Raw genomic sequence first — 13,597 nt, forward strand, 5'->3', positions numbered from 1 at the left:
CAGCTAAAAGCGAGATTTCTTGGGTCGGATTGTGTAAGTCCCGTTTATGCTATTTGATGCTAGCACGCGGTTGGTTCTGTCCCATCATTAACTTTAATGCCGACTGTTTTAAGTCTGTAAGGTCGCGGATGGTAATTGAGCAACCGTCTCCCAATTTAACAGCAGTGAAATAATAGCATTTGCCCAGGTAATCACTTTCTAGATGAACCTCTCCTTCAAGCGATTCTCCCGTCTCAACAACTTCTACTAATAAATCAAACAATCCTGGACTCAATTGATTAAGCAGTTTTCTCAGCACGGGTTCCACCGCGAGTTCTGTTCGTTTTTTCCCTAAGAGTCTGGCAAAGACAGGGTTAACTACCAAGCAGCGAAAATCTTCAATTTCTCCAGCGATATCCCCCCTCACCGCATCCACCGCAGCTATTCCATCCAGAGATGAGTTTAGCAAATTTGCCAGCAGGGCGCGAGATTGGTAGGCAATTTCTGCAGTTTGCTGGTGTCGCTCGATTGCTTCTTTAAGCTGGCGTTTTTGGTGCTGGATAGTTACCTGAGTATCGAGGCGCACTAGCACTTCTTCCGGCTCAAAAGGTTTAGAAATGTAGTCAACTCCCCCTACCTTAAAAGCTTTAACTTTATCAAATACTTGGTCAAGTGCGCTTAAGAAAATAATGGGAATTTCTGAGGTGTTTTCATCGGATTTGAGGGTTTGGCAGACTTGATAGCCATCCATGTCTGGCATTTTAATATCCAGCAATATAGCATCGGGGGGATGATTGCGAACAGTCCTCAAGGCCATCGTACCATTGGTGACGCACCGAACTTTATACCCATTTGTAGTCAGAATTTCGGTAAGAAAATGCAGATTCTCTGGGATGTCATCAACAATTAAAATGTTACCTTTCGGAGTTTCTAATTGATTGATTTCTATTGTTTCAGCCGCAGCCATCGCCATAAGTTCGCCTGCGTTTTTGGCATCGGCGATATCAGTTTTGGTGCTTTGCTTCTCTAGCAGAGAGCGAAAGTTATTCTTAGTAACTTTCTGCCCCATTACGTCTGAAATGCGGTGCCACAGGATGGAAGATAAATCTTTGATATGTCCTACACTGAGGTACAAGCTGTCAGCAACAGCACTATAAGTTGCGTTTTTCCAAGCAGCTTTTAAAATTTCCTGCTCGAGAAAACTTAACGGTTTACTGGTTTTTGACTCTAAGGCTGATTCGAGAAATTCTAGAGCTTGTTCAAAAGTCATGTACAAATCAATCTCATCGGGTAAGGTTTTTTCAATTGGGCACCCTAACTTTGAGTTATACACCGTACTAAGTCGGTGGAGAAATTCCTAATAGTTATTATGACAGACTTATTGACACTTACGCTCCGGGACGATCGCCCCCGATCGTGATTCCACCTTGTCGAAACCCGAAAAAGGCGATCGCGCCCGCCTAATTATGTGTGAGGGCGATCGGCTTAAACCCTTTAATTGCAAGGCTTTTAAGTTGCTTGTCAGCCCGTCAGCTATTTGAGTTTGTTCGCTTAAATTTTTGCCCACCTCTTTCTTCACCAGCCTTGGAGGCACTCCCACCAAAGAAACCGGGTTTTTTACCTTGGGTGCGGGCTGCAACCTGTGTATTTTCCTAAAAAAACACAGGTGATGGGCCCCCATGCGTAAGCCCTATTCACATAACGCTCCAAATGATCCGACTTTTCCGACTTTACGATCCGACTTTTCCGACTTGCTTTATGCCGATCGCGCAAACATACTATTGAATAGGATCTACCAAAAGACAGAGAACAGTACCAGTCATGCTGTCGATCTGCTCTATCTAAAGATAGATAGTAAAACCAGGGCGTCCGACTTTTCCGACTTTACGATCCGACTTTTCCGACTGACAGGGGCGGGGGAGGGGAGCCAGGATACAGACATGGAAAGGATGCAGCCTCAAAAAAAGAGCAACTGAATCCAATCTTTATCCGCATAAATACTCAGACCACACTGAGCTAGATGTTTGCGGGATTGGGGTGCAACGAAAAAAGGAACAGAGGAAGGTTCCTTCACATTTATCTTTCACCACTTTTAAAATCATGTCAAATTCTCAATCCGTTATTGCAACAGACATTCGGACTTGTCCTGAAGATATAGAGAAAGCATTTTGGCAGCTATGGCAGCAGAACCGAGATGATCTTTACCGTTGCTGTCTCAGGTGGATGGGGGGGAATCCTACTGATGCTGAAGAAGTGCTCAGTCGCGCCATGCTCAAAGCTTGGGACAAATTGCCAGACTATGCCGAAAAAATCACCAACCTCCGAGCTTGGATCACTCGCTTAACCCATAATCTATGTATAGATATACAACGAGAACGTCGCCGGAAAGCAATGCAGATGGAGGATATTGAAGAAGTAGCTGCTACAGGAAATTCAGCATTTATTTCTGGTTTGAACTCTCCTGAAGAGGCACTTCTACATCATGAGTTGGGACAGTACATTCGCCGCGCTATTGATACTCTTCCTTCTCGACTGCGAACTCCGTTTATCCTGCGTTACTGCCACCAGATTGCCTATCAAGATATTGCCCAACAACTTGCTCTCTCGCTCAATAACGTTTATAAGCGCATCCAACAGGCACGAGATATTCTGCAAAAGCGTTTGAGCAGGTATTTGTCAGGGTTGGATGATGCTTTGTTAGATTCCTCCGAGTCCTCTAAAAAGGGGGACGTTGCCTCGATCGCGGATGATTTTGCTGTAGGGGTAGTGCCCCCGTGCCTACCCCGTCAAGATTCTGGGGCGATCGCGGATGATTTTGCTGTAGGGGTAGTGCCCCCGTGCCTACCCCGTCAAGATTCTGGGGCGATCGCAAATGAATTTACTGTAGGGGTAGTGCCCCCGTGCCTACCCCGTCAAGATTCTGGGGCGATCGCGGATGATTTTGCTGTAGGGGTAGTGCCCCCGTGCCTACCCCGTCAAGATTCTGGGGCGGGGGGATTGCCCCTACAATTCGATGAAACGATCGCATCCGACTCGATCGCCCCCATCCCTCAAAACATTGGCGAGACAATTAATTATCAGGTAACAGCAATATGTCTAGAAACACTACACTCCGGGTGGTATCCCTCACTCAGTCCTCTGGGGTGGAGTTGAATGCTTACCTGGTTTTAGACGAAAAGCCAGCCCGAATTGACCAGAAGCTGAAAACATTAAGTGAGTACGTGCAGCAGTATCCTTCTGGGTGGAAGAAACGGTTGGAATTGGCGAATCTGCTGTATGCAATGGGTCGTATTGAGCAGGCGGTTGAGGAGTATCGCCAAGTGATCGATCGGCAGCAACCATTGATTGGCGTGCGGTTGCAATTGGGGAAACTCTTGCAGCTTATGGGACAAGAGGTTGAGGCCATAGCAGTTTATGAAAGTGCCTTGGCCAATGCACGCAATGAGGCGACTCGACAGCATATCAGCGGATCGATCGCACTCTGTAGAAATGACACTCAAGCCGCGATACTCGCTTTTGAGTCGGCGGCAACCCTTGAACCAGATAATGCGGCTCACTGGCTGGCCTTGGGGCAGGTGCAAAGGGGGAGAGGGGATGCGGTTGCAGCTTTGCGAGCCTTTGATACGGTTTTGTCACTGAACCCGGATGATGTTGTAGCGCTGATTGACAGCTACGACGCGAGTCAGGCGGTGGGTAATGTGCGCCAAGCCCAGCGGCGGTTGAGCAAAGCGCTAGAGGTGGCTCCGGGTGATTTCCGAGCGCTCAAACGACTGGCGGATACTCGTTGCCGGATGAGATTGGTATCGGGTGAGGAGGGGAAGCAGACTAAACAGATAATTGGTTCTGTGCTGCAACTGGCTCCTGATGCGGCGGATGCCCGCGAGTTGCTGGCATATTATCACCTTTTCCGAGGGGAGTCGGCTAACGGGATTGGGGTGTTGGAACGGTTTACTGAGGAACACCCGAATCATCCTAGGGGTTGGTATTCCTATGGGCGGTGCTTGTTTCATACGGGGGAATATCAAAGGGCGGCTGAGGCGATGCTGAAGGCTTATCGTCTCTATCCCCAGGATTGTGAAATTTATCGGGCGTTGTGTGAGATTTTGCCTTTAACCTCTGCGTCTACCGCTCACCAAAAACGTGAATTTTGTAGGGGTAGTGCCCCCGTGCCTACCCCCAAGGGTAGTGCCCCCGTGCCTACCCCCAAGGGTAGTGCCCCCGTGCCTACCCCCAGGGGTAGTGGATGGTGCGTGCCTACCCCCAGGGGTAGTGCCCCCGTGCCTACCCCCGACCCAGACGATTCGATCGGGATGGAAGACCAAGAGGGCCGGCACGGGGGCACGGCCCCTACGGATAATGAAACAGCCCTGGGGGATTTAGGGCGATCGAACAATCAAGTAACCCTTGCATCAATAGTAGAGGAGATGCTCGATCGTTTTCCCGATCGCTGGAGTGTTTGGACGACGGCGGGGCGGGTGTTGGTGGAAAGTTTTCAGGAAATCGATCGGGGGTGTGCTGTCTCTGTGCGGGGGACGCAACTTGAACCGCAGTTACCTGATGCTTGGTTTGGTCATGGGCGGGTGTTGGCGCTGGCGGGGAAACACCGGGAAGCGGTGGAGGCTTTGGCGCAAGGATGGCAGTTGTTGCCAGAAAATGGGGGTTATCTGCAATCGGTGTCTGCTGCGGTGTGGCTGGGGGAGAGTTATGGAGTGTTGGGGGATGAGGTGGCGAGTCGGAAATGGTTGGAAAAGGCTTGTCAGTTCGCTCAGGAAATGATGGAGTTTGATCCTGCGATGGCTAGTTACTGGCAAGGGAGAGCGTTGTTGGGGTTGGGGGATGTGACGGAGGCAGTGCAGGCGTATCGAAGTGCGTTGAGTCGGCGGTTGCTCTACCCTTTTCGCGGGGAGGTTGAGGAGGCTGTGAAACGGCTCAAAGGTAAGAGGCGAAAGGGCGATCGTGCTAAAGCGTAGAGCCTTGACTTCTTAGGGAAGTCGGGGATCTGAACCTCTCAGAGTGCATTGAGTTAGGAAAAAACAGCCTCTAACTCGAAAAATTCAGAAATTGACCTCTGGATTCGTCTTATAGGTGTAGAGACAAAAATACAATTTCGTCTCGACTCATCTCGAACAAAATTGAGGATAAAACCTCAATCAAAAACAAAAACTAAAACTAGCAAAAAGGAGAAAAATAATTATGAGACAGTTCTGGAGACTATAACATCAAAAATCAATTCTGATAGTGGAATATTTATCAGTAATTGAACATCAGTGATTAAAAATTGATGTAGTAGGGTAGGCACTGCCGTCAGCGCCTACCCTAGATATTTTGTTGCTGACCTTAAGTTAAGGACAAAACCTGGTGTAATGGGTGGAAATTAAAATTCTTGTACTGAGGGTACGTTGATCTAGGAAAAAACAGCCCCTAACTCGAAAAATTCAGAAATAGACCTCTGGATTCGTCTTATAGGCGTAGAGACAAAAATACAACTTCGTCTCGCCTCAAATCAGAAAATCAACAAGTAACACCATCATGAATTCAATGAAAAAAACTATGCGATTGGCCAAGTTTTTGGCATTTGCTCTGTCAGTTTTGATCTTCTGTTTTCCTACAGCAGCAATGGCAGATACTTGCTCTTCTCCTGAAAATCCTGTAATTCCGCAGCCATTGAGACAGATTAAAATTGATAACGGAAGTTTCAATGTTGATACAAATATAAGATGCCTGAAAGAATCAAAAAGAATTGACACTGCTGTAGTTTCCTTAGAGCCTTCTACTGCAACTGGAATAATTGACAAGATTGAAATTACTGGTACTGGGGGAAAACGTGAGTTTGGTTGTATGCCTAGCAAAGTTCAGCAAGGTACTAACCTAATTGAATTATGCGGTGGACCAGCGATCTTAGAAGCTGGAGATGTCAGATATCAGGCACAAGGAAGTGGTTTTGGAACAGAACCCGCGATCTTAAGCATTAACTTCAAATCTAACTAAGGGTAATCAAAAAGATAACACTCATTAGTTGGGATAAAAGAGTTGATATAGCTGTCCTTTCAAACACACATAGCTAAATATTATTCAATATATAACTATTTGTGTTTAAATTTTATGCGATTTTTGCTCATACCAATTTTTTATGAGGCTGCATAGAATCCGATCCCCCCTAACCCCCCTTAATAAGGGGGGGACAAGAGGGTGGTCAAAGTCCCCCTCCCGCGGGGGATGCGAGGGGGATCGAAATATATAGCAATCCTAAATCATTCTCATAATTATTGTAGGGGCAATCCCCCCGTGGTTGCCCGATAGATAGGGGGTAGGCACGGGGAGTAGGGGTAGCACTACCCCTACAAATTTATCTGAATCATTTAGGATTGCTATATGCAACAACCTATCAAATTGGTATCAGCTAATAAAGTTAACCATAAAAGCCGCAATATAACTACTGAAAATAACTCATTTAATCCATGATAAACATTCAAAAAAGCCCTAGGGGCAAAATATTCAATTCTGACTTAGCTTTTATCGCATTCTGTTTTTTAATAGCTTTATTTGGATTGGGTTATACTCTGACAATATTGCCAGAAATCGCACAATCTCAGTTAGTCAATCCAAATAGAATCTGTATTACTGGCGGTTGGAAATTTGGCTTAATTGTCACGCACATTCTCACTTTTGCGCTGATTCCGCTAGCAATGAGAATTTTTTACGACGGTTTAAAAAATTTGGGATTGGGGTTCAAAGTGATTTTTGCTTCCCAACTAGGTCTAGCTTTTATTATGGTAGCGATCGCCGCTGAAATTGGCTGGCACGTTACCCAATGCTGGTATTATCAAAACGATTTCACCATGCTGAATTTTATGTTCTACTTTTTCTTGATTTCAGCATTTGTATTGTGGTCAGATGGCCTGGTTATCAAGACAACTGCCCTCACGAGATTAGTTAACATTTTGTTCGCCATCAGTTTGTTGGTTATATCAATTTTATACCCTTTAGGTTATAAAGCTGATAACCCTAGCTTTAAAGTGCCAATTTATATTGCACTTACTATAGTTTTTGGAGTCTTGACCTACCGAGGTTATCAGCTTCTCAAAGATTGGAAGATTATTCTAGTCCCAATTTTTTCAGTAGGAGTCAACTTAACTTTTGTATTTCTTCTCGACAAATATGGAGGCGATCCCTATACCAACCCCCAAGTCGCTTTAAATGCTTTATTTCATATTCTCCATGACTTAGGTGGAACAGAAGCAGGAGTTGCTATCTTCACTTGGTTAGTTTACAGCAAAGGCATTGCTGAATTCAGTCACGCAAATCAAGAAAAATTAGCAATAGAAAATTAGCAAATATGGTTATATCAATAGCTGATTCCTTGCCGATTAACAACATTTTGTTCATGATTTATCCCCTTGGACATCTCGGTATAGCTCTGATTGAATGGGTATTACTAGGTTGGGGGATTCTGCTGTGGCGGCTATCACCCAGCTTAGCGATGATTGTTTTACCTTTATTGCTAGCCAGCCTTAGCTATGACAATTTCATTCTGTCCATAGGAAATTTAATTGGTGAAGGAGAGCTTTTAGAAATTCTCAGTAGGGTTCGCTTTCTCTTGCACGACTTAATTGTGCCGCTGTTCATTGTAATTGGTGTTGAACTTGCTCACCGTGCTGGAGCAGCTTGGGCGACTACAATAGTGCGAGTTTTATCTTGGGTAGTTGCATTCGGACTCGCGGGGATAGATATTACCACCAACTACATAGGATTGGAGTTGGAGCCAAGGTTTTTTGCGGAAATTTTGCGTTATAGCCCTGCTAACTTAAGTGGCCCACCAATTATTACCATTGTAGTTAATTTGTTCATGCTACTGATTGGTATCGGTATCTGGGTCAGGCTGAAATGGTCGTGGTTATTTGTAGGAACATTTATTGCCCTACTTGGTAATGCTATGCCTTCATCTACAGTAGGTACACTCCCTGGTAGCGCATCTGAATTAGTAATGGCTCTAAGTTTGCTGTTAACAGAGGATAAAGTACAGATAATCGGCAAAAAACTAGCTAGAAACCAACAACAAGAGAATATATTTATGGTCAATAAAAATCCAGAAGCCGCGTTTGAGTGGGAGCATATTATCCCCAAAGATGGCTACAAAATATATCAGTCAGGGAGTCACATTAAAGGAAATTTTATCCAAGTTTTCGCTCCTGATGCTCCTTACCGGGATGGGGAAGGAAAACTGAGGTTAATTACTTACTTGCACGGCTTTGCTTTGTGCCTGCCAAAATTCTATCAATCTCATTTAGAAGAATTGGCTAAGCAAGGCTATTATGTAGTTTTTCCTGATTTTCAAAACAGCCGCTATCCCGACGATCTAACAACAAACAAAGGCAGTGAAGAAAAAGAACCCTTATCTTTTTGGTTGAACATTTTGAGTAAAGTAGTTTCAAAATGGGATAAATTCAAGATAGAGGATACTTTACTGCAATATCGGCGAAAGAAGATTGGCCCGGTTGTCCGCAAGCTCCTCAAACCTACCCTGTTCAAGTACCTTCGCCTTTCCTTAGCCTTGGTCGTACTATTTTTAGTAATCAAATTGTTCAAAAACCGCTATGGAAAGAATCTGAAGCAGCTTATTTACACTGTTGACCTCAGTCTTTTGCACAGCCCAGTGGAATGGATTCAACAAGCTATCGGTCTAACTGATGCAGCTTGGAAAAAATTAGGTCAAGATAATCCCAGTCTTGCTCAATCGGAGTTTGATTTTTATGTGTTCGGTCATTCTTTGGGAGGATTATTAGCCATGAGTTGGCCTCTCTATATCGAGGAAAATCAACAAAAGTTTTTACCCAAACAGATTCTTACTGCCGCTCCAGCCCCAAGTACGGACATGGGCATTCCTCAGATAGCCATCTGGATTTTAAAAATCTTCAATTCTCCGTTTACTGCCAAACCAATAAACATCCGTCAAATCGGCAGTAGGTTAATTCTACCCATTGGAATTTTGCATGGAGCAGATGACAAAATTGTGAAGCCTGGTTTTTGGATTGGCCGGGCATTTGGGCAAAAAACATCTAATTTTGATTGCATCGCTAGTCACACGAAGAAAATTTACTTTTCGCTGTCTAATAAGGAGTCGAATCCTCCGTTAATTGCCTTTCACAACCAGGCCGTAACCGACACCACGTATTTTGATGATGCGTTATTTGCCAAGTTAGGTGGAGTCAAGAAACAGCCAAATATTTATAATAGCCAATATATTTGGCGGGGGTTCGATCTAGTCGTGACGAACCAAGCAGATGTTAACGAGTTACTCGATAAATTCAACCAGCCAGGAAGTTTGATCGAAGTAACAGATACTTTGCCCGAAAAATCTATGGATTTTACCAAGATAGCGATCGCTCTGTTAGTTGGGCTGACTTTTTTGGGGTTAGGATATTGGTTCTGGCAATATTACACACCTGTGTAATCTCAACCCATTTTCTGGTCTCTAAAAATTCAGATATTCACCAGGGCGATCGTCTGAAAATGTAAAAATGAAAAATGACAGCTAAGATTTCGTTCTCAATTCCAATCCTAACTAAAGGTTAGGCACTGTTCACTTAAAAATTAACCGATCGGGGAGGATACCATGACATTCAAAATTCTCAGCTTAGATGGCGGCGGCATCCGGGGAGTATTATCTGCTACAATTCTCAAGCAGGTAGAGACAACCATACAAGAAAAAACAGGTCAGAAATTGCATGAATATTTTGACTTGATTTCTGGCACATCCACTGGCTCAATTCTGGCGGCGGCGATTACCTGTCAGATGAATGTTCAGCAAATGATTGATTTCTACTTAGAAGAGGGAAAAAATATATTCCTACCGTCGGTTCGTGAGGCTCGAAAATGGAGAAAAGTAAGTCAAGCTCTCGCCAGTAATTTGTTATACCCCCACGAACAGGGAGAGCAGGGTTTAGCTAAAATATTGCAGAAAAAATTGATTCACCCGGAGTTGGGCTCTCCGAAAATGAGCGAGATTGATCGACCCTATATTCTGATACCTGCTTATGACGTTTATTCCCGAAACACAACGTGGTTTACGAATAAGTCGGCCGATGCAAAAACGTGGTACGACAACATTGAACTCTGGAAAATCTGCACTGCCTCAGCATCAGCACCCACGTTTTTTCCCCCTTACAACCTTCCCTATAACGAGGAGCAAAGTCTTCCCCATATCGATGGCGGTGTCTCAGCCAACAACCCGGCGTTAGTGGCGATCGCCCACGCTTTGTTGATTGAAAAACAAAACAAATTACAATTGAGCGATATTGCTGTCCTCTCCATTGGCACTGGCAATACAACTTGTCCCTACAGCTATAAAGACATCAATGGGTGGGGACAGTTGGGCTGGGCTCGGCGCCTACCGGATATGTTCATGAATCCTGCTGCTCAAAATTCTGAAGCTATCTGTTACCAAATCATGGAAAGTACAGGGGGGGATTATCTGCGTTTGGATTTCGATCTAAACCAGCGCTTCCAAGGAGAACAACAGCCCGGTCGTCTGCGACGCACGCTGACCAAGCGAGAAAAGCCCTACAACGAATACATTAAAACACAGAAGAATCAGTCTAAAGAAATCAGCGAAGAGATCGACAATCCTGAGAATTGTGAAGAACTGAAAGATGCCGCTGAATGCTATCTCGATTGTGGAGAAGTTTACTATAAGAACCAAAAGGTTCCAGTTGTAGAGGCAATTCAACAGTTTATCAAGTTGGATTAGCATTGCTGCTTTAACCACCGGCAGCATCTCACTTTGGCAGCCCAGCTAGAAATCTAAGTTGTGAGGCAGGAGGCAAGAGGCAGAAGGAAGGAGCCAGAAGAAGTGTTTTTAGAAATATGAGATGCTCCCTTAACCACCTTCCCCTACTTGCCGAACCTCTGCTCTTTAAAACAGCCCCTGCTTAATAAGAATGCTATCCAAATTAAAACTGCCAAAGTAAAAGTATAAATCGTGCCTGTAGACAAACTCTCATAACTCATGGAACTTATTTGGTTCTTTAAAACCCTCAACAAATACATTGCCTCCTACAAATGGCAATTCATTTTACTCTTTATCTGCCTAATATTCGACGCAGCATTTGATTCAGTCTTCCGAGCCAGCTTAAAATTTATCATCGATGCCGCCATCGTTCCCCAAAACTATAGTCTTCTGGTTCTAATCCTGTCATTGCTAGTTGTCGGAGCAATTCTATATGCCTGCATCGGTTTGCTAGGAATTTTCCTAGGAGCGCGTTTGGGCATTTTAATCACCAACAATATCCGATACTCTCTATTCGAGCATCTCCAAAGCCTTTCAATGGAGTTTTTTGGGCGGCGTTCAGCCGGGGATATTGTCAATTGTCTCATCGCCGATGTCCAAAAGGTGGAAAATGGTGTAATTACAATGGGGCTGACAGTTGTTGTTTTACAACTGTCTAACTTCCTATTTTCTCTGGTTTTCCTCTTCTTCCTCAACTGGCAATTAGCCCTGCTCAGTTTAATCGGTTTAACCCTCTGCACCATTGCCCCAGCAAAAATTGCCAGCCTTGCAACCGAAGTCGGCTATAAGTTGCTGCAAAAAGAAGGACAGATTGCCAGCGTTATCGAAGAGAATATCCTCTCGCAAACCGTTGTCAAGATATTCGGGCTGGAAAACCAAATGAGTAAAGATTTTTCCACCGATTTAAATGACTTAAAACAGGTTGATGTCCGGGCAACCTTTCTCTCCTACTTAGTGCAGAAAGTCCCGATGATTGGTTTTGTCATGACGCAGCTTATCGTTTTAAGTATCGGTGCTGTCATGACATACCAAAATATCATTTCCGTAGGCACCCTTGCCTCATTTCAAGTTTTAATGCTAGGATTGAATCTCAATATTCTCGGTTTAACTTCGTCACTGCCTGCATTTATCGATGGAGTAGCAGGGCTGCAACGCATCAGCGATATCTTATCAGAAACTCCGGCCATTCAGGATGCACCGGATGCGATTGATTTACCTCACTTTTCCAGTGATATTAACTTTGACGATGTTACCTTTAGCTACTCCCAAGATAGAGGAGGAGTTAAAAATCTATCCCTGAAGATTCGCCAAGGAGACTTCGCGGTATTTGTCGGTCAAAGTGGAGCAGGAAAAAGTACCATTGTCAACTTGCTGACGCGATTTTATGACCCGGATAAAGGACGCATTCTGTTTGATGGAATTGATTTACGTCATGCAACAGTACGCTCCCTCCGTTCTCAAATTGGACTCGTTTCTCAGGATGTAATTCTCTTTAATTCCTCGGTGCGAGAAAACATCCGCATGGGCTATCTCGAAGCCACTGACGAACAAGTCGAAGCCGCAGCCAAAGCCGCCGAGATTCACAACTTTATTTTGTCCTTACCCCAAGGCTACGACACACCTGTGGGTGACAGGGGCGGACAGTTATCAGGGGGACAACGGCAAAGAATTGCCTTAGCTAGAGCCTTGGTAAGAAATCCAGCCATTCTAATTCTGGATGAAGCCACATCCGCCCTTGACCCCGCCACAGAAGCCGAAATCCTCGCCACCATCGAGCGCATCACCAAAGAACGCACCGTAATTTTGATTACCCACCGCATGGCCCATGCCTTGCGTGCGGATGTCATGTACGTGCTGGAAAACGGCAGCTTGGTTGTTAGCGGTTGACACACACATTTGACCTGTACTGAATATTTTGGAGTTAAAAATTATGACCAGCACAAATGATTACAAATGGCTAATTCCCTCTTCTGCTAACCTAGGCTCGAAATCTCTTGAAGAAGAGAAAGCTCTCTGGGACAAAAGTCACGAAGATTATACTAACACCGCTTTCAGCATCACCCAAGACCCCAAAATCTGCAAAAACTTAATCCGTCCAGAGCGTTCTCCCGGCTATGATATTCCCAACTCGCCTGACATCAAAGTCCTAATTCCCGGTTGCGGCTCCGAAATTTATCTTCAGAAAACCTTACTAGAATTTTGCCCCCAAATTGGACAAATCTACTGTACCGATTTTTCCAAAACAGCCATTGAAAAAGCACAAGCACACTGGAAAACAGCAGATGGAGATTCCCGACTCAACAATCAGCAAATCGTGTTTGAGCAAGTAGACTCCACGCGAATCACCGAACAAAAACATGAGTGGAACGAGAAATTTGATTACGTCCTACTCGCAAATTCCGTGGTTTCCAGTGAGGATAAAACCAATCGCGAGATGATTCGGGAATTTGGTAAAGTTCTCAAGCCAGGTGGCAAGATATACGGATATTTTCCAACCACCTTATGCTTTTTAGAAATTGCCTATTTGAGTCGCCAACACGCTCACTGTGTTACAGAGGGATATATCGATGTCTACGGCAATAAAGTTTGGGACGCTGAGTGGCAAGATCCCCAGATTTATTACACTCCCTTGCGGTTAAATCGCATCTTTAAAGAAGCAGGATTGCAACAACTCAGTTTGGAGATGCAGTTTTTGGACTATGAGCCTTTTGTTTCGATGTTTAAAGAGATGATAGCTCATGACGACCCGGATATTTTTCTCTGGCATCTTCTAGTTCGTTATGAAAAATAAAACTTAGGCATTTGGGCGAAGCATCGAGTGAGATGCTTCGT

At 44.6% G+C, this 13,597-nt stretch carries 10 protein-coding genes; 8 read left to right on the forward strand and 2 right to left on the reverse strand.

The window, feature by feature from the left end; genetic code table 11:
• Positions 1-49 precede the first annotated feature (49 nt).
• Together QUB12_RS01215 and QUB12_RS01220 are read right to left on the reverse strand one after the other, a co-directional pair.
• Positions 50-1,249 (reverse strand): response regulator, encoded by a 1,200-nt coding sequence (locus QUB12_RS01215; protein WP_333143254.1) that lies wholly within the window; start codon positions 1,247-1,249, stop codon positions 50-52.
• A gap of 108 nt (positions 1,250-1,357) precedes the next feature.
• The gene (locus QUB12_RS01220; RefSeq protein ID WP_333305098.1) at positions 1,358-1,618 is read right to left on the reverse strand and encodes a hypothetical protein; all 261 of its coding nucleotides are present in this window, start codon (positions 1,616-1,618) and stop codon (positions 1,358-1,360) included.
• 461 nt (positions 1,619-2,079) lie between these two features.
• Here QUB12_RS01220 and QUB12_RS01225 point away from each other — a divergent pair, with 461 nt between their 5' ends.
• The 8 genes from QUB12_RS01225 to QUB12_RS01260 all read left to right on the forward strand — a co-directional run bounded on the left by QUB12_RS01225 (position 2,080) and on the right by QUB12_RS01260 (position 13,556).
• Entirely contained in the window at positions 2,080-3,132 is a 1,053-nt protein-coding gene (locus QUB12_RS01225; RefSeq protein WP_333300376.1) for a sigma-70 family RNA polymerase sigma factor, read from the forward strand.
• Positions 3,072-4,949 carry a tetratricopeptide repeat protein gene (locus QUB12_RS01230; RefSeq protein ID WP_333143251.1) on the forward strand — a complete coding sequence of 626 codons (1,878 nt, stop codon included), beginning with the start codon at positions 3,072-3,074 and terminating at the stop codon, positions 4,947-4,949. Before QUB12_RS01225 ends, QUB12_RS01230 begins: the two co-directional genes overlap by 61 nt.
• Positions 4,950-5,508: 559 nt before the next feature.
• A complete protein-coding gene (locus QUB12_RS01235; protein WP_333143250.1) occupies positions 5,509-5,967 on the forward strand; it encodes a hypothetical protein in 459 nt (152 codons plus the stop codon).
• A 470-nt stretch (positions 5,968-6,437) separates the two neighbouring features.
• The gene (locus tag QUB12_RS01240; RefSeq protein ID WP_333143249.1) at positions 6,438-7,310 is read left to right on the forward strand and encodes a hypothetical protein; all 873 of its coding nucleotides are present in this window, start codon (positions 6,438-6,440) and stop codon (positions 7,308-7,310) included.
• Between the two features lie 5 nt (positions 7,311-7,315).
• Positions 7,316-9,430 carry a hypothetical protein gene (locus tag QUB12_RS01245; RefSeq protein WP_333143248.1) on the forward strand — a complete coding sequence of 705 codons (2,115 nt, stop codon included), beginning with the start codon at positions 7,316-7,318 and terminating at the stop codon, positions 9,428-9,430.
• A 162-nt stretch (positions 9,431-9,592) separates the two neighbouring features.
• Entirely contained in the window at positions 9,593-10,726 is a 1,134-nt protein-coding gene (locus QUB12_RS01250; RefSeq protein ID WP_333143247.1) for a patatin-like phospholipase family protein, read from the forward strand.
• Positions 10,727-10,984: 258 nt separating this feature from the next.
• Entirely contained in the window at positions 10,985-12,652 is a 1,668-nt protein-coding gene (locus QUB12_RS01255) for an ABC transporter ATP-binding protein (protein WP_333143246.1), read from the forward strand.
• A gap of 43 nt (positions 12,653-12,695) precedes the next feature.
• Positions 12,696-13,556 carry a class I SAM-dependent methyltransferase gene (locus tag QUB12_RS01260; protein WP_333143245.1) on the forward strand — a complete coding sequence of 287 codons (861 nt, stop codon included), beginning with the start codon at positions 12,696-12,698 and terminating at the stop codon, positions 13,554-13,556.
• Positions 13,557-13,597: the final 41 nt, after the last annotated feature.

This window comes from Microcoleus sp. B7-D4 (assembly GCF_036705125.1).
In the GTDB taxonomy this organism is placed as follows: domain Bacteria; phylum Cyanobacteriota; class Cyanobacteriia; order Cyanobacteriales; family Microcoleaceae; genus Microcoleus.